General features: G+C 58.7%; 14 protein-coding genes. 6 read left to right on the top strand and 8 right to left on the bottom strand.

Features of this window, described 5'->3' with window-relative positions; genetic code table 11:
• Window positions 1-8 precede the first annotated feature (8 nt).
• The 4 genes from BJF91_RS18225 to BJF91_RS18210 form a co-directional block, all read right to left on the bottom strand.
• Window positions 9-1,343, bottom strand: coding sequence for a S41 family peptidase (locus tag BJF91_RS18225; protein ID WP_075615944.1), 1,335 nt, complete (start codon window positions 1,341-1,343; stop codon window positions 9-11).
• A complete protein-coding gene (locus BJF91_RS18220; RefSeq protein ID WP_083943376.1) occupies window positions 1,333-2,790 on the bottom strand; it encodes a murein hydrolase activator EnvC family protein in 1,458 nt (485 codons plus the stop codon). Before BJF91_RS18220 ends, BJF91_RS18225 begins: the two co-directional genes overlap by 11 nt.
• A gap of 267 nt (window positions 2,791-3,057) precedes the next feature.
• Window positions 3,058-3,273 carry a hypothetical protein gene (locus tag BJF91_RS18215; RefSeq protein ID WP_075615943.1) on the bottom strand — a complete coding sequence of 72 codons (216 nt, stop codon included), beginning with the start codon at window positions 3,271-3,273 and terminating at the stop codon, window positions 3,058-3,060.
• 209 nt (window positions 3,274-3,482) lie between these two features.
• On the bottom strand, window positions 3,483-3,725 hold the full coding sequence (locus tag BJF91_RS18210) for a DUF1674 domain-containing protein (protein ID WP_075615942.1): 243 nt from the start codon (window positions 3,723-3,725) through the stop codon (window positions 3,483-3,485).
• A 106-nt stretch (window positions 3,726-3,831) separates the two neighbouring features.
• Between BJF91_RS18210 and htpX the strand changes: the two genes are divergently transcribed.
• The 4 genes from htpX to purH all read left to right on the top strand — a co-directional run bounded on the left by htpX (window position 3,832) and on the right by purH (window position 9,916).
• A complete protein-coding gene (htpX, locus tag BJF91_RS18205) occupies window positions 3,832-4,863 on the top strand; it encodes a zinc metalloprotease HtpX (RefSeq protein ID WP_075615941.1) in 1,032 nt (343 codons plus the stop codon).
• Window positions 4,854-6,296 (top strand): RsmB/NOP family class I SAM-dependent RNA methyltransferase, encoded by a 1,443-nt coding sequence (locus BJF91_RS18200; protein WP_075615940.1) that lies wholly within the window; start codon window positions 4,854-4,856, stop codon window positions 6,294-6,296. Before htpX ends, BJF91_RS18200 begins: the two co-directional genes overlap by 10 nt.
• Window positions 6,297-6,485: 189 nt before the next feature.
• Complete coding sequence (locus BJF91_RS18195; protein ID WP_075615939.1) at window positions 6,486-8,162, top strand: heparinase II/III family protein; 1,677 nt, start codon at window positions 6,486-6,488, stop codon at window positions 8,160-8,162.
• A 137-nt stretch (window positions 8,163-8,299) separates the two neighbouring features.
• Window positions 8,300-9,916, top strand: coding sequence for a bifunctional phosphoribosylaminoimidazolecarboxamide formyltransferase/IMP cyclohydrolase (purH, locus tag BJF91_RS18190; protein ID WP_075615938.1), 1,617 nt, complete (start codon window positions 8,300-8,302; stop codon window positions 9,914-9,916).
• Between the two features lie 135 nt (window positions 9,917-10,051).
• Here the strand turns inward: purH and BJF91_RS18185 are convergent, their stop codons facing one another.
• Window positions 10,052-11,401 (bottom strand): capsule biosynthesis protein, encoded by a 1,350-nt coding sequence (locus BJF91_RS18185; RefSeq protein WP_075615937.1) that lies wholly within the window; start codon window positions 11,399-11,401, stop codon window positions 10,052-10,054.
• On the opposite strand from BJF91_RS18185, the gene BJF91_RS18180 reads away from it, so the two are divergent.
• The gene (locus BJF91_RS18180) at window positions 11,360-12,847 is read left to right on the top strand and encodes a capsule biosynthesis protein (protein WP_234801662.1); all 1,488 of its coding nucleotides are present in this window, start codon (window positions 11,360-11,362) and stop codon (window positions 12,845-12,847) included. The two genes, BJF91_RS18185 and BJF91_RS18180, sit on opposite strands and share 42 nt — an antisense overlap.
• A 107-nt stretch (window positions 12,848-12,954) precedes the next feature.
• On the opposite strand, the gene BJF91_RS18175 is transcribed toward BJF91_RS18180, so the two are convergent.
• The 3 genes from BJF91_RS18175 to BJF91_RS18165 all read right to left on the bottom strand — a co-directional run bounded on the left by BJF91_RS18175 (window position 12,955) and on the right by BJF91_RS18165 (window position 17,328).
• On the bottom strand, window positions 12,955-13,326 hold the full coding sequence (locus tag BJF91_RS18175) for a hypothetical protein (RefSeq protein WP_075615935.1): 372 nt from the start codon (window positions 13,324-13,326) through the stop codon (window positions 12,955-12,957).
• 281 nt (window positions 13,327-13,607) lie between these two features.
• Complete coding sequence (locus BJF91_RS18170; RefSeq protein WP_184412836.1) at window positions 13,608-15,026, bottom strand: RtcB family protein; 1,419 nt, start codon at window positions 15,024-15,026, stop codon at window positions 13,608-13,610.
• 748 nt (window positions 15,027-15,774) lie between these two features.
• The gene (locus BJF91_RS18165; RefSeq protein WP_075615934.1) at window positions 15,775-17,328 is read right to left on the bottom strand and encodes an RNA-binding protein; all 1,554 of its coding nucleotides are present in this window, start codon (window positions 17,326-17,328) and stop codon (window positions 15,775-15,777) included.
• Between the two features lie 211 nt (window positions 17,329-17,539).
• Here BJF91_RS18165 and rtcR point away from each other — a divergent pair, with 211 nt between their 5' ends.
• Window positions 17,540-19,147 (top strand): RNA repair transcriptional activator RtcR, encoded by a 1,608-nt coding sequence (rtcR, locus tag BJF91_RS18160; protein ID WP_075615933.1) that lies wholly within the window; start codon window positions 17,540-17,542, stop codon window positions 19,145-19,147.
• Window positions 19,148-19,252 lie beyond the last annotated feature (105 nt).

The raw sequence follows: 19,252 nt of genomic DNA, 5'->3' as shown, positions 1-19,252 counted from the left end.
TGATCGATTTACTTCTTCTTGGCGCTTTCGAGCACGGCTTTGCTTGGGTCCGGCGGGAAGGACGCATCGGTTTTGACACCGCGCATCAGGTCGAGTGCGTAGTTGAGCTGGACGTCGTCCTTCGGATCCGGCGGCACGTAGGCGACCGAGCCGGAGCCTTCTTCCGTCTCGCTCTGGCCCTGGATATGGCCCGGCAGCGAGGATTCGCCCTCGGTGCGCAGCTTGCCCTGCAGGTCGGCCGGTAGCGGCTCTTCCACCTTGATATCAGGATGGATGCCGGTGCCCTGGATCGACTTGCCCGACGGCGTGTAATACAGCGCCGTGGTCAGGCGCAGCGCGCCCTTGTCGCCCATCGGGATGATGGTCTGGACCGAACCCTTGCCGAAGCTGCGAGTGCCGACCACGGTTGCCCGCTTCAGGTCCTGCAGCGCGCCGGCCACAATTTCAGAGGCAGACGCCGAACCGCCATTGACCAGCACGATCAGCGGCTTGCCATCGGTGAGGTCGCCGGCCGTTGCGTTGAAGCGGCGGGTATCTTCCGGATCGCGCGAACGGGTGGAGACGATCTCGCCCTTCTGCAGGAAGGCGTCGGAGACATAGATCGCCTGGTCGAGCAGGCCGCCTGGGTTGAGACGCAGGTCGAGAACGAAGCCCTTCAGCTTGTCGGCCGGGACGTCCTTCTTGATCTTGTTGATCGCCGCTTCCAGGTCGTCGTAGGTCTTCTCGGTGAACGAGATGATCCTGATATAACCGACATCACCTTCGACGCGCGACTTGACGGCACGGATCGGAATGATTTCGCGCATGACGCTCATCTCGATCGGCTTGTCCACGCCCTTGCGCAGGATGGTCAGTTTGATCGGGGTGTTGACGGCGCCGCGCATCTTTTCAACGGCGTCGTTGAGCTGCATGCCGCGTACTGGCGTGCCGTTGATCTCGGAGATCAGGTCGCCAGCGAGAATGCCAGCCTTGGCACCGGGTGTATCGTCGATCGGGGTAATGACCTTGACCAGGTCATTTTCCATGGTCACTTCAATGCCGATACCGCCAAATTCGCCCTTGGTCTGCGTCTGCATGTCTGCAGCTTCCTGGGCGTTCATGTAGCTCGAATGCGGGTCGAGAGAGCTCAACATGCCATTGATGGCGGCTTCGATCAGCTTTTTCTCATCCGGAGGCGTGACATACTGGGCGCGGACGCGTTCGAACACGTCGCCGAAAATCGCCAGTTCCTTGTAAGTGGAATTGCCTGCCGCCTCGGCGGGAACGCCAGCCGAATAGACAACGCTCATCGCCGTCGCGCCCATCAGCGCGCCAACCAGCATTATAGAAGCCCTACGTATCATTGCGTACCTTTCCGGCGTCCTTCGCCCACCATGGTCGGGAATCAACCGAGTTGCCGTCTTTTCGAAATTCTATGTAAAGGGTTGGGCGATCTGTTTCCAGCGCGAAAGCAGCCGCACTGACCACTCTCTTGTCACCCATAGCACCAATCGGTTCGCCGGACAGCACGAATTGTCCCGCGTGAACATTGACGCGGTCCATGCCGGACAAAACTATGTGATATCCGTTGCCTGTATTCAGGATGGCCATTTTCCCGTAACTGCGGAATTGTCCTGCATAAACAACCGTCCCATCGGCGGGCGCCGTCACCACCGCTGCCGGGGCCGTGGCAAGGACTATGCCTTTGGCCTCGTGTCCGGTGCCATCGGCATCGCCGAATGACCGCAGGACATCGCCGACAGCCGGAAGACCCAGCTTCCCCTTCAATTCATCGAAGGAAAATGCGGGTGCAATGCGGTTTTTATCGGGCGGAGAGTTCTCGGCATTCAGGCGCGCCTGGTCGCGCTCGGCATCGGTCATCTTCAGACGTTTCTGCTCTTCGAGCTTCGCCTGGTCCGTGGCTTGGCGCACTGAGGCAATTTCGTTTTCGAGGCTGCCGATCAGGCCCTGAAGCGAAGAGGATTTCTGGGCAAGCGCCTCTGCGCGGGCCTGTTCTTCCTGGAGTTGAGTATTGTTTTGCTGGCTGAGCCTGGCATTCTCGGCAAGAAGCATATCCATACGGGTTTCTTCTTCCTGCCGGCTCTTCAGGCTTGCGACCATCTGATCCCGCTCGGCCAGGCTTGCCTTGCGCAGGTCCGCCAGTTCCTGCAGGTCATTGGCCAGTTTTTCGGTTTCCTTGCGCATGCCGGGAACCACGGCGCCGAGAAGGATGGCTGTGCGCACAGCGCCAAGCGCATCTTCCGGCGTCACCAGCAGGGCCGGCGGCGGGTTGCGGCCCATGCGCTCAAGCGCGCCAAGCACTTCGGCCAGCACGGCGCGGCGCTCCCGGAAGGACTTGTGGATCGTATCTTCGCGAACTCCATAATCCGCCAGCTTCTTTTCACCGTCGGCAATCTTCTGTTCAAGATCCTTGCGGCGGGCGGCCGAATCGATCAGTGCCTGGCGCAGGCTGGTGCTGCTCTTATCGAGCGCGTCGATGCTCTTGCGCAATTCCTCTGATTTCTGGGAGGAGAGCTGCATGGTCTGCGACAGATCCTGCAATTGTTTTGAAACGTCTTCCCGCTTCTGCCGCAGAGCCGTTGCCGGATCGTCCACGGCTGTTGCAGTCGGAGACGCTGCCGGGGCGGATGGCTGCGATGGTAAATCGCCTGCGCCAGGAGCCGTTGGCGCCGCAGCGGCCGGTGGTGAAACGGGTGTCGGCGGAGCGGTCTGCTGCGCGCTGGCGCTTGAAGACAAGGTCACCACGCAGATCACCAGAAAGGCTCCGCATGGCACTATCGCGCCTGACATCGCTCTGCCGACCGAGGGCCTGTCTGCGCAATTTACTGCCATCGCGGTAGTGATCTGTCCTTGGGTGGCCGGAGTGACCTGAATACTTCAGGCGATGACTTGGGCATGATTTGGAATTTGCAGGGTAGCCGATTTGCACAATCGCGAAAAGTCCGATGTCAGACAGCAATACGGCCTGCGCATGGCATCATGCGCAGGCCGTATCATTAATCGTAATCCGTGGGGCTAGCGGGACATCTGTTCAGCACGTCCCGCATCGCTCACGCCTTAACGGCAAACGCGAACCACCTTGACGAACTTCTCGCCATGATGCCAGCGCACGATGCGGCGCATTTCGCAGTGCGGCGGCGGCGCACGGTGCATGTGGCGCGGCGGGCCACGGCGGTCGTTGTCACGGATGATGACGGTGTCAGCATGGGCCGGAATAATGGTGCCGGCCATGGACGCAATCGCCAGCGCCGAGGCAAGAAAGATCTTCTTCATGGTGTCTCCTCTGGACATCTCTGCAGGCGTCAGCTGAAAAAGCCTGTGCTCTGCAACGTTTTGCCCGCCGCCTCTCATCCATCGGACAAAGAACGGCAGGGGTCGGAGCCTTGAACGCCGATCAAGGCAAAAGGTTGCATCAGAAATGCCGTTCACCGATATGTGAAGACCTTTCATAGTCCGTTTGGGGATCGGACAGCCTATGGTCTTCAGAAATCAATAGCCCGGCCGTTGATCTCCCAGTCGCCGAAGCGAGCCGGATCGGCACCGCCGCGTCCACCCGTTTCAGCCGGTGGGTTCTGCTTTTTTTCCGCAGCACGGCGAGCCTCAGCTTCTGCAAGGGCACGACGGGCTGCAGGCGACAAAGCTTTTTCCTGTATCGTATCTCCATTCGACAAAGGCTCGGTTTGCGAAAAGGCGCTGCCTTGCCCTGGGTTGTCGTGCTGGTCCATGGTCGACGTCCTGTTACGATTGAAAAAGATCGATCCTCTCAACATATGTAGGACATCGTTGCCCGCCGGAAAACCCTCATCCGTTGCGGCGGCTCAGGAGGACCCGATGAATATCATGCGTACCGCCATGCTTCTGGCATTCATGACTGCCCTGTTCATGGGCGTCGGCTTTCTTGTCGGCGGTAAAGGCGGGATGATGATCGCCTTTGTTGTTGCGGCTGGTATGAACCTGTTCTCCTATTGGAATTCCGACCGGATGGTGCTGTCGGCCTATCACGCCCAGGAGGTCGACCAGCGTAACGCGCCTGAGTTCTACGAGATTGTCCGTGGGCTGACCCAAAATGCCGGCCTGCCGATGCCCAAGGTCTATATTTTTGATAATCCGCAGCCCAATGCCTTTGCTACGGGTCGCAATCCCCAAAATGCCGCCGTTGCTGCCTCGACCGGCCTGTTGCAGGCACTGACGCCGGAGGAAGTGGCCGGCGTGATGGCCCATGAACTGGCCCATGTCGAGCATCGCGACACGCTGACCATGACGATCACTGCGACATTGGCGGGTGCGATCTCGATGCTTGGCAATTTCGCCTTCTTCTTCGGTGGCCGCCGTGATGAAAACGGCAATGGTGGTGGGATTATTGGGCCGTTGGTGGCGATGATTGTCGCGCCTTTCGCCGCCATGCTGGTGCAGATGGCCATCAGCCGCACCCGGGAATATGCCGCCGACCGCCGTGGGGCGGAAATCTGCGGCAATCCGCTTTGGCTCTCTTCTGCACTCGCCAAAATCGCTGGCGCGCACCAGCCGAATTATCAAGCCGAACGCAATCCGGCCACCGCGCATATGTTTATCATCAACCCTCTGTCGGGCCAGAAGATGGACAATCTGTTTTCTACCCATCCTGATACGGGCAAGCGGATTTCAGCCCTTCAATCGCTGGCGCAGGAGATGGGCGTGCGGCAGGCAAGCGCCTCACGTCCGCAGCAGCAGACGGCTCCTTCCGCTGGTCCCTGGGGAGGCGCAAGCGCACAAAGATCGACGGATGACCCTTGGGGTGTTAAGGGAAGCGCAAAATCGCGTTCGGTTCCCCAAGTTGGACGGCGCGGCCAGGATGACGACGCCCCGAAGGGACCATGGAATTGAACGACAGACGCGGGAAAACCGGACCAGATAATCGCTCCTCGGGCCGCTCCTCAGGCCAATCGAAAGATAAGCCCGTGCACAGGCCGCGCGGGCCGGTTTACGATGATAAGCCGGGCCTTGATGCCCGTCTTGCCGCAAGCAGGCTCCTGGCGGCGGTGATCGACCGCAAGACGTCGCTCGACGGTATGATGGATGGCGATCACGGTAATCCGGCCTATACCGCCCTGTCGGACGCGGATCGAAGCCTGGTGCGTGCCATCGTCAATACGTCGCTGCGCTTCCTGCCACGCATCGAGGCGATGCTGGCGCTCCTGCTAGATACGCCTTTGCCTGAAGGTGCGCGCGCGCTCTACCACTCGCTGATCGTTGCGGCCGCCCAGATGATCTATCTCGACGTACCCGACCACTCCGCCGTCGACCTTGCGGTCGAGCAGGCCAATCGCGATCCGCGCAGTCGCCGCTTTGCCAAGCTGGTCAATGCGGTGCTGCGCCGCCTGGGCCGTGAAAAGCAGGCGCTGCTGGACGAGGTTGCTGATGTCATCTGCATGCCGGACTGGTTTTATAAGCGGCTGGTCGCCGTTTACGGCCCGGATGAGGCCCGGCGCATTGCCGAGGCGCAACTGACGCCGGCGGCAATCGACGTGACCGTCAAGGCGGATGCGGATCTATGGGCGGAAAAGCTCAACGGTTCTGTTTTGCCGACAGGCAGCGTCCGGCTGGCTAGCTTTTCCGGTGCGGTTTCCGGCCTTGCCGGGTTTGAGGACGGTGCCTGGTGGGTGCAGGACGCGGCGGCGGCTCTGCCGGTGCGCATGTTCGGCGCCATCGAAGGCAAGCGTGCCGTCGATCTCTGCGCTGCCCCCGGAGGCAAGACGGCGCAATTGCTGAACGCTGGTGCCAAGGTGACGGCGGTCGAGCAATCGGCCAACCGGCTAAAGCGTCTGGAAGGCAATTTGCAGCGGCTCGGCTTCACGGCTGATCTTGTTCATAGCGACCTGGTGGATTTCTCACTTGCCGAAGACCAGGAGGGTTTCGACATCGTGTTGCTCGATTCGCCCTGTTCTTCGACCGGCACGACACGGCGCCATCCCGATGTACTCTATACCAAGGGTCCGCAGGATATCACCAAGCTCGCTGGCGTGCAGGAGAAATTGCTGCGCCATGCACTGACGCTGGTGGCGCCTGGCGGTTCCATCGTGTTTTCCAATTGCTCGCTCGATCCTCTTGAAGGCGAGGACATGGTGGCGCGGGTGCTGGCCGATCATCCCGACTACATGCGGGTGCCGATGCAGGCGGCCGATTGGCCTGGTCTGGAAAGCGCCGTTACCCCACTTGGCGAATTCCGCACCACGCCAGCCATGCTGCCGGACACGGAAGGTCGCACCGGTGGGCTCGACGGCTTCTATGCCTGCCGTTTGCAGCGCTCGACCGCCTAAGTTGACTTAAGTGTTTCAGGCAATCGCTTCCCACTGCTGGAAACACTTTAAATCTCGGGCTTAAAGCGCGGATTTAAGTAAATCTTTACACAATTTGTGGCTGATAGACCGTTATCCTTCTATTTCGGTGATCGTCCCACACTTTACCGCGCAGTGCCGGATAAGATTGCGCGCGGATCGGAATATCAAATGGCACAAAGACAGGGCCAGGGGTTGCCGGTGCTCTACGTCCGCGAGACCTCGCGGCGGTGGCGCAAGCACGCCTGGCTGCCGGTACGGGTGGCAATTTCGCGTTTCGGTCGCCGCCAAGTACGCCTGCTCGTGGCCCCGACAGATCTCAGGGTCGTCGATCCCTATGTGGCTTCGGAAATCTTCGAGGGGCGGTTTCCGCTGGCAGGACGGTTGCTGGATTGCGGCCGCGCCTCGCCCTTCACCGTGGAACTGCCTTCGCAGGTCTTCGCCGCCAAACTGCATTCCTTTTCCTGGTTGCGGCATATCCGTGCCTCCAAAACGGCCGAGGCGTCGGCTCATGCCCGCGCTATTCTCGATAGCTGGATCAAGCTGAACGGCAAGCGCTCTGGTATCGGTTGGCAGCCTGCCGTTCTCGCTCAGCGGATCATCGCCTGGCTTTCTCATTCTCCCGTCGTGCTGCAGGATTGCGAAACCGGCTTTTACCGTCGCTTCCTGAAAAGCCTTGGCCGCCAGGTTGCCTATGCCGGTCTGCTTGCCGATATCGCGCCTGACGGTGCCGATCGGCTGAAATTGCGCATTGCGCTGGCCATGGCCTCTATCGCCATGACCGCCTCGACGCGCCGGATCCGCAAGGCGGCGCAAAATCTGGACCTGGAACTGGAGCGCCAGGTGCTGGCTGATGGCGGCCATGTCTCGCGCAATCCGCAGGCAGCCCTCGATATTCTGTTCGATCTGCTTCCGCTCCGGCAGACCTATGTCAATCTCGGCCATGACGTGCCGGTCAAGCTGATTTCCACCATCGACCGAATGTTTCCGGCCATCCGCTTCTTCCGTCACAGCAATGGCGATCTGGCTCTGTTTAACGGCGCGACAGCGACGCTGGCAAACGACCTGATGTCGGTGCTGCGCTATGACGAAAGCGGCGGTCAGCCGTTTCGCGCACTGCCACACAGTCATTACCAGCGACTTGCGGCCGAAACCGCCGTCGTTCTCGTCGATACCGGTGCACCGCCGCCCGGAGACATCAGCCGCAGCGCTCATGCCGGCTGTCTGTCCTTCGAGTTTTCATCCGGCCGCCATCGGCTGGTGGTCAATTCCGGGGCGCCGCGCTTTGCCGGCGACCGTTACCGGCAGATGGCCCGGGCAACTGCGGCCCATTCCACCCTCGTTATTGGCGACCAGTCCTCCAGCCGTATCTCCGCCTCCCGCTATCTTGGGCCGATCGTCACTGGCGGCGTGTCGTCCGTCGATGTGATGCGCCGCGCCGGTGACGATGGCAGCGACCATCTCACAGCCCGCCATGATGGCTATCGTCGCGGCTTCGATATTCTGCATGAGCGCGATCTTCGTCTCAATGCGACAGGCACCAAGCTGGTCGGTCATGACCGATTGCTGTCGGGCAAGGGCGAGCCGCTGTCCGAACCGCCAAAAAGCGGCGCGATCGTCCGTTTCCACATTCACCCCTCGGTCCGCCTCATCCAGGAGGACGAGCATAATATCCGCTTGAGCGCCAATGGCGGTAGCGAGACCTGGATCTTTTCCTCGCCGACCGGCTATCCGGTCATCGCCGAGGATGTGTTCTTCGCTGGTCTGTCGGGTATCCAGACCTCGGAACAGATTGAACTTTCCATGGATACGCCGGAAATCTGGTGGTTTTTTTCGAAGCAGGGATAAGCCTGTTTCCTCCGACACGAGCCTGTGCTAGGCGGGCGGGCATCGCTGCCTGCGGTCCGCGGGCTTTGTTCATGCAATTCCCATCCCGGGCGCTAACTCTCCGGTTTTTGAGGAATTGCTCTTTCGGAGTGAAGGCCATGGCTGTTGTCTCGAAGAAAATCCCCGTTCCCGACAGGGTTAAGATCCGCACTGCGCTTCTGTCGGTTTTCGACAAGACTGGCGTCGTCGATCTTGCCCGCGCCCTTAACGATCTCGGCGTGCGTCTTCTGTCGACCGGCGGCACTTATAAAGCGCTGATCGAGGCCGGTCTGCCGGCAACTGACGTGTCCGACGTGACAGGTTTTCCCGAAATCATGGATGGCCGGGTCAAGACCCTGCATCCGTCCGTACACGGCGGCCTTCTGGCAATCCGCGACGACGAAGAGCATGTCGAGGCGATGCGCGCCCATAAGATCGAGGCGATCGACCTTGCCGTGATCAATCTCTACCCGTTCGAAGCCGTGCTGGCGGCCGGTGGCGACTATCCGACGACGGTCGAAAATATCGATATCGGCGGCCCGGCAATGATCCGCGCGTCGGCCAAGAACCATGCCTATGTGACCGTGGTGACCGATCCAGCTGACTACACCCAGCTTCTGGACGTGTTGAAGGCCGATGATTGTCAAACGCCTTACGCGCTGCGCCAGCAATTCGCCGCCCGCGCCTATGCCCGCACTGCCGCTTATGACGCCACGATTTCCAACTGGTTTGCCGATGCGCTGGCCATCGAGGCACCGCGCCACCGGGTGATCGGCGGCAGCCTGCGCGAGGAAATGCGTTATGGTGAAAATCCGCATCAGAAGGCCGGCTTCTACGTTTCGGGCGATCAGCGGCCCGGCGTCGCCACCGCCAAGCTGCTGCAGGGCAAGCAATTGTCCTACAACAATATCAACGATACCGACGCCGCCTTCGAACTCGTTTCTGAGTTCCTGCCTGAAAACGGTCCTGCCTGCGCGATCATCAAGCACGCCAATCCTTGCGGCGTTGCTGTCGGCAAGACCTTGGCCGATGCCTATCGTCGGGCGCTTGCTTGCGACAGCGTCTCGGCCTTCGGCGGCATCATCGCGCTGAACCAGACGCTCGACGCCGAGACTGCCGAGGAAATCGTCAAGCTGTTCACCGAAGTGATCATCGCTCCTGATGTCACAGACGAAGCCAAAGCCATCATCGCCCGCAAGGCCAATCTGCGCCTCTTGGTAACGGGCGGCTTAGCCGATCCACGCGCACCGGGGCTCACCGCCAAGACTGTCTCCGGCGGTCTGCTGGTCCAGAGCCGTGACAATCTGGTGGTTGAAGATCTCGACCTGAAGGTCGTCACCAAGCGTGCGCCGACTGCGTCCGAACTTGAAGATATGAAACTTGCGTTCAAGATCGCCAAGCATGTGAAGTCCAATGCCGTTATCTATGCCAAGGACGGTCAGGCTGTCGGCATTGGCGCCGGCCAGATGAGCCGGGTCGATTCCGCCCGTATCGCCGCCATGAAGGCGGAGGATGCTGCCAAGGCGCTTGGGCTCGGCGAACCGCTGACACGCGGCTCGGCTGTCGCCTCCGAAGCCTTCTATCCCTTTGCCGATGGTCTGCTGGCTGCCATTGCTGCTGGCGCGACGGCGGTGATCCAGCCCGGTGGATCGATGCGTGATGCCGAGGTGATTGCCGCGGCCGACGAGCACAACGTGGCCATGGTCTTTACCGGCGTGCGCCACTTCCGCCATTAAAGTTGGTCGACCTGCAGCACTGCGCGTTTATGAAACGTGCGGTGCTGTCACACTCTAATTATGCAGTAAACACAAAAGGCGCAGAACCATGGTTCTGCGCCTTTTATCTATTGTGCTTTCAGGATGTATTCTTGCTCAGCTCGTCGGTCTGGACCGTGCATAGGTCAGTTCCGGCACGGCTGCGTCATCTTCCCACGGCGCTTCCATTGGCTTGCCGAGGACAGGCAGGATGCCCTTGGGCGAGGTGAGGCGCGGCGGCGGATCGATGAAGGCGCCCGGCGTATTGACCTTTTCCTCGATCACCCGCTGCACCATGGCGCCAATGGCCGCCTGGCGACCCGCCTTGTTAAAGAAATCGCCCTTGATCTGGATGGTGGCTGCCAAAGCTTTCACCAAGTCCTGCATCAGGTCGGTATCGACAGGCTCCGGCCGCTTCCAGAAATCGTCCAGTCTGCCCTGGTGGGTGAGGCCCGGTACATCGAACACGGCGCAGCCGAGCACGATGGTCGGCTTTTTGGCGCGCAAGCTGTGGAGGCCAACGGTGGAATTGACGATGACCACACCTGCGGTCTTGGCCAGAATGCCATGCAGATCGCCGTCTTCGATGAAGACGACGCGGTCTTCGATCTTCAACTCACGGGCGAGGTGGCGCAGCACCTTGTTCCAGCGTTCCAATCCATTATCGAGCGGGTGCTGCTTGAACAGAAGCTTGCTGCCGGCTGGCGCATTTTTGACGAAGGACGCGATCACCTGACGCATCATGTCGCGCAGGTGGCGATAGGGCGAATTGGCGCGGATCTGGTAATCGCTCTGCAACTGCAGCGCCACGAGATAGAAGGGCGGCTGGCCGTCATCGAGAAAATTCTCAGGCAGACCGGCCGGCTTGCCGACTTTCAGCAGCCAGGGCAGGTAATCCACCAGGGCCGAATAATACTTGTCGGCATTGTAGAGCGGATAGAAGGGGCGGCCGAAGAAATTGAGGAGGTTATAGATCACCTCGTTGAAGGCTTCCTGACCAAAGGTATGAGGGTATTTCACCGCCACGTCAGGCTCTTCCACCTTCGCGGCGATGTCACGAATTACCTTCGGATCATTGGGAAAATGCGAGAAGCGGCCCATGCCGTCGCGCTCGAAGGTCAGCCAATCCGGCCGCAGATAGCCCCATTCCACTGCGTGGCAGCGTACGCCCAGTTCGGCGCCGATCTCTGCCGCCTTGGCATGATAGGGAAGCCGGTCAGCGTAGTAGACGATGTCGGTAATGCCCTTTTCGGCAATCAGGCGGCGCAGGTAGGCCGGCCATTTGGCAAAGGAACCGCGGTAATTCTTCGCGCCGCGTTTTCGCCAGAACAGGAAATCGCCCAGCGTGAAATTGACGTGATGGGTTTTTACGCCCGCTCGCTCGAAAGCTCTTGCAAATTCCGTCCAGAAAATGGAGGGAGGTCCTTGAAGGAACAGTACGGACTTTGGCTGATCAGCAGATGTCATTGCGGACGCGACCCCTCGTCTCAAATTTTACGCAAGCACAGTAATTCATTGGCCCTTATAGGCCATGTTATGATTTTGTCGTATGACCCAAACACCACAGAAGGCAGGGATTCGTTAGGGAATCGTTTATTTCGAGTGACAAAGCGACGCACATTTCTTTTTCTCCAAGGTCCGGCCTCACCGTTTCTCTTAGAGCTTGCTAGAGCCCTGGAGGCGCGCGGCTCAGCCGTGCGTAAGGTCAATTTTTGTTCAGGTGATGTCATTTTCTGGAGAAAATCGAAATTCGATTTTTTTCGTGGCAAGGATGAGGCATGGCCTGATTATCTCGAGCGGCTGATTGTCGGCCATGATGTTACTGACCTGCTGATGCTTGGCGATGGCCGACCCAAGCATGCCGCAGCCATCGAAGTTTGCCGCAGGATCGGGATCAAAGCGCATATCTTCGAGCATGGCTACCTGCGTCCGGACTGGCTGACCATCGAGCCATTCGGCATGTCCAGCCAATCGCGGTTCCCGGCCGACCCTGAAGCCATTGCCGCCTTAGCGGACGGTGTGACACTGCCGCCGCTGCGCCCACCCTATCCGTCAAGCTTCCTCACCTACGCGCTCTACGATCTGCTCTATCATGTCCCTAACGTTGCGCTCGGCTGGCTTTTGCATCCGCATTACCGGACCCATGGGCCGGTGCATCCCGTGCAGGAATATAGCGGCTGGATACGCAAGGGCCTCACGGCTCGCCGCAGAAAAGAGCAGGCAAACCGTATTGCGCAACGCTACCTTTCGCCCGTTAGGACCTTCGATTTCTTTCTCTTCCCGCTGCAATTGCCGGGAGATTACCAGATCCGCCGTCATGCCCCGATGGGCGATCTGTTTCGCATCCTGCAGGCGGTGATTGGCTCTTTCAGCCGACATGCGCCGGCTGGCAGCCGTTTACTGTTCAAGACCCACCCGATCGACAACGGCCTTCATGACTGGGTGACGCAGATCGCCGGGATGGCCGCCCGATGCGGTGTTGCCGACCGGATCGATGTGATCGATGGCGGCGACCTGGCGACTCTGATCAAGGCATGCCGGGGCCTTGTCACGGTCAATTCGACGGTTGGCTTGACAGCCCTGCAACTGCAAAGTCCCGTCATCGCGCTCGCGCCGGCCATCTACGACGTGCCGGGCTTGAGCCACCAGGCAAGCCTTGCCTCCTTCTGGCAAGAGCCGGAAGCGCCCGACACGGCTCTGCTCGACCGCCTGATCCGCGCTATGACCGCCACCATCCAGATTCCCGGCGGCTTCATTGGCAAACAGGCCATTGTCGAAGGCGCGGCGGCCATGGCGGAAAAGCTGCTGGAGAACAATAAGGCGCTTAGCGCTGAACCAGTGTCGCAACGCGGATGGTTTCGGTACGGGGAAGAACTCGCAAATGCTGAAAATAGCCTGACATCTGAATGTTAAGGCTAAATGGCTGCCGAGAACGTCCCGGCATCCAATGTCCGCATCTAATGATTGACTAGGGCAAATCCAATAGGATCAACTGAGAACACCAACCGGCTGTGTCGGTCTCAAGCCTCTACCGTCTCTCGAACATCATCCAGAAGAAAATGCACAATCACGTAGCGCGACTGATAGCGTTTACCGCTATCGGATATGGTCTCAACACTTCCACCATCGGCGGGGTGCCAGCTCTTATAATGTGGATTGTTGGTTATAAGCGTGATCGCTTTGCCTGAAAGTCGTCCACTAAGACGATAACGAGCCTCGGCAAGTGGCCAGATTTTTTCAAAGTCCTCCTGGCTGACACGAACTTTCAACGCCTTGCGATTTACGACCTTTCCAGGTGAGCCATCGTCTTGAACGACCGGCTGTAGATGAACGTCGACCTCCTCCGCATCATCCAGCAGAAAGCTATGTTCGTTTGGCCAAAACCGTCTCATGTATCGCTCCTCCCAAAGCTACCAGACTGTCAGGAGGATGATTGTAGCGGTTATGGTGCAGGAGGCAACGGAAATACGCACGCTGCCGATTCGCGTATTTTCAGGCTCCCGATCGCATGCAGTCCGGTTGCCGCTTTGGCCTTAGATTTAAACCAGCCTTCTTTCGAATTCATGGATGCAAGGCATAGCATCCCTGAGGTTGCCATTTGAGATTGCAGATATTGAAGTCCAAAGCTAGACAAAGCGGTCGAGAGGGCGGCAAATCCCGCCCTCTCCTTTGACTAGCGACGTTTCTTGCGCCAGGGCGCATCCCTCTGCCAGTCGCCGGCCATGATGCAGCCGAATGGGATTAGCTCGTCGACCACTTCGGCCAAGCCGTAATGCTCGATCTGGGCCCGCACGTTTGCAGCACTCTTGTAGGCGCTCGGCAATTCCGACGCGTCTACAAAGCCCGAAAAAAATCGCGCATCGAGACCGCTCGTTTCCTTCGCAAGAATCGCGGCAATATTGTTTGGACTGAGGCCACGCGAATCTGCTCCGTATTCAGCGGCCAGCTGTCGCATATGTGTGCTGCGCGAAAAATTGCGACCAGCGCCATGCGGCGAAAAGCCGAGGCCATGAGCAGCATTTGAGCCGCGAACGATCAATACCGGCTCCGCCATGTTGAGCGGAATAATGGTAAGATCGGTCGCATCCGGGGCCCAGTTTTCGAAGGCAGGTGTCGCACCCTTGCCGTGATAGAACAGTCCGTCCGATTTCCGGAAGACAAAATTGTGCTCGTTCCAGAAGCGATCGGCCACCTTGGCGGAGAGTTTTGCTGCTGCCATGTCGTGCAGCGCATAATGGTTTTCCTTCGTCCACTGGCGGATGATCTGAAGCGCGGACCAGTAGAACTCGCCCTCCTCGGTCTCCGCCGGAATCCAGGCATTCTCGCGGTGCGTTTCCGGCGAGAGACGTTCCCGGAATTTGTTGGCAACCGTCATGCCTTTTTCGTAAAGGCGAGCGCCCGGTGCCCGCGATCCATGATGGGTCACCAGCGCGGTCTCGCCGGTTGATTTCATCGTGCCGACATAGGCGAAATGATTGCCGTCACCTTGCGTTGCAAACTGGTCGACTGCTAGGTTCAGCGGACCCTCCCGAAGGTAAGGGTTCTGCTGAAACGCCAAGAGCGTCTCCTCTGACGGCTTGATCTGAGCGCCGCGGGGACGCCCGCCGGGACCGAAATGCGTTACCGAATGGACGGCGTCGAGAAGCGATTTCGGATCGACGCCGGGGAAGATCGAGATCGCCATCGAGCAGCAGATATCGGCCGAATGCATGCCGGGATGGATCGCTTCGGACGCAACCACCCCGCCGACCGGAATCGTCCCGACCGGACCCGCGGGACAGGCATCCGGCATGATTGCGGCGGACCGAACCACCGGCGTGCGCACCAAAGCCCGCATGGTCGCATTGACCTTCTCTACATTGTCTTGCTCGAAGGCGTTCTCGGCGCGGATGTTGGAATAGATCTCGATATCGTTGTCCGCGCGCAAGGCAAGCATTGGCCCCGGCTGAAAGGCTTTTGCCGCTTCCAGAGCCTCCGCGACAGATCCGCCCTCGCTTAATTTCTTGTTGGCCGCGTCGAGTGCCGGGCGAAACCACTTGCCCTGGCTCATTCCCGCATCAATCAAATCCTGCCCGCTCAATATCTCGATCATCTTCTTTTCTGCGATTGCAGTCCTTCTTCGTTTCGTCAGGTTTCATCAGCCCCGGTGACGAGGTGAGGCAAGACAGTTAACTGAGCTACGCATTCTGTTTAAAAATGCGGGATGACTTGAACATCCGACCTCCCCATCGCAAGTCGTTGGGGCGCTCTTACCTGTAGTCCTGCCGGCATTCACCGGGATATTGTTGCAGCGGCGACAAGGGTGGACGAAACCGGATGGCCCCGCTCGTGCCAGAGAGCGCCGCCAAGGGAAGGAGTCGAACCTTGCCAGACCATCCAGGTGTGGAGGCTGTAGTTCCGTCCGGCATTCGCCGCTGCAAGTCTAGTTATGGCATTAGACCGGGCGCTTCCCACCGGTCCTCCCCAACAGGGAGGCGACGGCGGTGCGGGCTTTAAACCCACCACTCCATTTGCGGAGCGCCAGCTTCGATTCCAGCCTTTTTCTTTGTCATGGCGACCTGTGACAAGGAAACTCCGCTACCAAGATTGGGATGTGACATCCCTTGCAGGGTTTGAACCTGCCGCGGCTATGTAGTTTCCTTTTGCATTCGCCATGTCAGTTGTCCGTGACGACAAGGTTGGAGAAACGTCCTGCTCTATCCACTGAGCTACGGGTTCAGAAAATGGAGAACCCGGCGGGATTCGAACCCGCGACCTGGAGGTTAACAGCCTGTAGTTTCATCCGGCATTCGTCACGGTTCCCGCGCCGTTCACGGCGGCGTGGGGGTATTGCCTCTACGTCAGAGTTCGACCGCCTCGATGGTTTTCACCCAGCTGTCGGCCCCGTTATTCGCAGCGAACGCGGAGATCACGCTATAAACCGTGTCCGAGAAGCCGCCGATATTGAGCACGTCGTTGCGCGTTGGTGCCTGCGAGGTGGCGTGGGGCTGGATGTCGAGGCAGACCAGCTTTGCAGCCGGGTTGCCCCGCTTTATCCTCGCCCATTCCGTCATCACGGCGGTTGGCTGTCCGCTACCGCGCGCATCCACCCAGGATTCGTTGTCCGAGATGAACACGACGAGATCAACTTTGGCTTTCTCGTCTGCGAGCTTCCTCAACGGCGCAGAGCAATTTGTTCCGCCGCCGCCGACCGCAGCCAGCTTGCTGGCATTCGTCATCACTGAATCCCTGCGGTTGAGATTGACATCGACCACCTCATTTTCGAACGGCAGCACACGCGCCTTTGGGTTTCGCTGCAGGAACGCCGCCGTCATCAAACCTGCCACGTCAATGCAGCGCACTGCGGACGTTGCGCCCTCGCGATAACCGGTCACGGACGACCCCATGGAGCCGGACACGTCGGGGCAGAGCACGACATGGCCAGACAATGACGGTACATTGGCGATCGCAATATCCATCGCATCCTGCAATGCATCATGCACCTCGTCCGGGACCTGGCCGGCAACCATCTTCCACGTCATCATCAACTGATAGGGGAAGACTTTGGCATTCCGGATCTCATCCGGGTTGGCCAGCCGGGCAGCCAGCGTGGACGCGACGCCCTCGACCTCAAACACGCCCCTGCGGGCAAAGGTGTTCAGGTTCTGACGCACCATCTGCCAGCTGCCTTTTTCGGCGATCTCGACCCAATGCTCCCGTGTCAACGGCAACGAAGTCAGCATCTGGAACGGCACATCCGGTATCGGCAACGTCTGGTCCTGCCGGAAGGCGTGCAGCGCCTTGACGAGGTCCGGCAGCGCCGCATGATCGTATGGTTTGCCAATTATCCATGCATAAAGCGCCTTTTTTTCTTCCGAGGCAGGCTTCGGGTGCACCATGCGGATCACGTCGGCAAGCGAGGGATCGTTGCCGACCATCGCCCGCAGGACCTGCACGGTGCTCGCCCGTTCCAGCCATGCCTGGACCAGCTTCTTTGGCCTCGTGCCAAGCGACTTGCGTCCTGTCGCACCTGATCGCATAACCTGGACGAATCCGCGCAACATCTTGCCGCTCCGGACCACGCGCGGAAATGCAAGTGCAAAGGCTTCACTCTGAAGGTCGGAAAGCACCGCCAGCAAGGTGACCGGCATGTCTTTCATATAGCCATTCTCTGCGGCATGAATCGCCACCTTGGCCAAAAACTCCGGCTCGACCTGAAGTGCCAGCGTCTTCACCGATTCCAGCTGCTCGGCACCATCCACATAGAAGGTTCCATTGAACGTGCCGGTTACGGCATACTGTGCCAAAGCTTCGCGTGGCGTCAGTTGATAAGCCGGAGCACCTTCATGGTTTGTCGTCTCTGCGACGGGAAGAAGCTTTCCGAGATATGTTTTGAAGATCGCCTTGTTGACCATGACAGCACCTGTTGTTTGGTTCGTGCCAGATACAATTCAAGAGGCGTGCCAAGTGATTGAAAACGGATTTGAAAGCGCACAAAATAATCTTATCTATTTGTAATAAAATGAATATTTATTGTGCCTATTCGAGGGAGGTGAAAGATTGCTTGAGTGCTGCATATCCAATATTCTATCTAAAATTATTGACTCTTATAAAACTGGATAATCCATGAAGCGTCGCGTCGCCCTCAGCATCTTAGGAACTACCCTTGATGCGGGAAAATGGGAAAATCGCTGGACCCGGTGGCGGCCAAATGTCGGACTTTGTCAGCAGAGCGGGTTGTTCATCGATCGGCTGGAGCTCATCCACGATAATCATGCGATCGCACTTGCCAGTCGGATCACCAGTGACATCGCCACCGTGTCTCCGGCGACCGAGGTGCGTAGCAATCTGATCAATTTCAAGGATCCCTGGGACTTCTCTGAGGTCTATACGCATCTGCGAGATTTTGCTCGCAATTATGCGTTCGACCCGGAAACTGAGGATTATTTCGTTAACATTACGACGGGCACGCACGTTGCGCAGATATGCTGGTTTTTGCTCACCGAAGCCCGAATTATTCCGGGTCGCTTGCTGCAACTTTCACCACCACGCGACCGGGAACTGGCACAGGATTTCGCTGGCACGCACAGGATTATCGACCTTGACCTCTCCCGCTATGACGAGATCGCCAAGCGTTTCGCCTCAGAGCGACAAGACGCGGCATCTTTTTTGAAATCAGGCATTTCGACTCGTAACGCGGCATTCAACCGAATGATCGACGAAATCGAGAGAGTCGTCATCCGCTCGACGGCTCCCGTTCTCCTGACGGGTCCGACGGGGGCCGGAAAATCGCAACTCGCCCGCAGGATTTACGAGCTCAAGAAAAACCAGCGCAAGCTTGATGGCCCATTCGTAGAAGTCAATTGTGCGACCCTGCGGGGCGACCAAGCCATGTCCACTCTGTTTGGTCACGTAAAAGGTGCATTCACCGGCGCTGCAGGCGAGCGTGCAGGCTTGCTTAAATCGGCAGACAAAGGCGTACTCTTCCTAGACGAGATTGGCGAACTTGGCCCCGACGAACAGGCCATGTGCTTGCGCGCGATTGAGGAAAAGCGATTTCTGCCCGTCGGGGCTGACCGAGAGACATCGGCAGACTTTCAACTGCTTGCCGGTACCAATCGCGACCTCGGCGCAGATGTTCGCAAAGGGAGGTTTCGCGAAGATCTGTATGCTCGGCTCAATCTATGGACTTTCCAGCTTCCAGCCCTTCGAGACCGCAAGGAGGATATAGAACCGAATCTTGAGTTCGAACTCCGGCGTTTTCTGGAGCGGGAGGGCGAAAATGTCACGTTCAACAAGGAAGCGCGCGACCGTTACCTTACCTTTGCGACCGGTCCCGAAGGGACCTGGAGCGCGAACTTCCGCGACCTTTCGGCTTCCGTTACCCGCATGGCGACCTTGGCACCTCATGGACGCATTACGACAGAGGTCGTCGACGATGAGATCCGGAGATTGAGCAACTTTTGGCGCTTGTCATCCGACCGCCACGAAGCTGATACACTGCTCGAGGAACTGTTGGGTTTCGACGCGGCCGCACGCCTGGATCCCTTCGACGCCATCCAGCTTTCTGCTGTGATCCGCATCTGCAGGGAACACATAACATCGAGCTCTGCGGGCAGGGTTCTGTTTGCGCAGTCGCGATTGGAGAAGAAGAGCAGCAACGATGCCGATCGCCTCATCAAATATCTAGCCCGATTTGGTCTTAAATTCGAAGACGTAAGAGTGGCTCGATAAATCTACAGCCGCTGTGCCTTTGTTGTGGCCCCGGCGCATTTCTGCGCTCTCATGTAGGGACTGTGGCCTCACCAGATTAGCGGAGAATCCTTATAGGTGAAGGTC

Origin of the sequence: Gillisella taibaishanensis, from assembly GCF_001938985.1 — a bacterium.
Lineage (GTDB): Bacteria > Pseudomonadota > Alphaproteobacteria > Rhizobiales > Rhizobiaceae > Allorhizobium > Allorhizobium taibaishanense.
The sequence above is the reverse complement of the archived record's forward strand: the minus strand, read 5'-3'. Positions and strand labels throughout refer to the sequence as shown.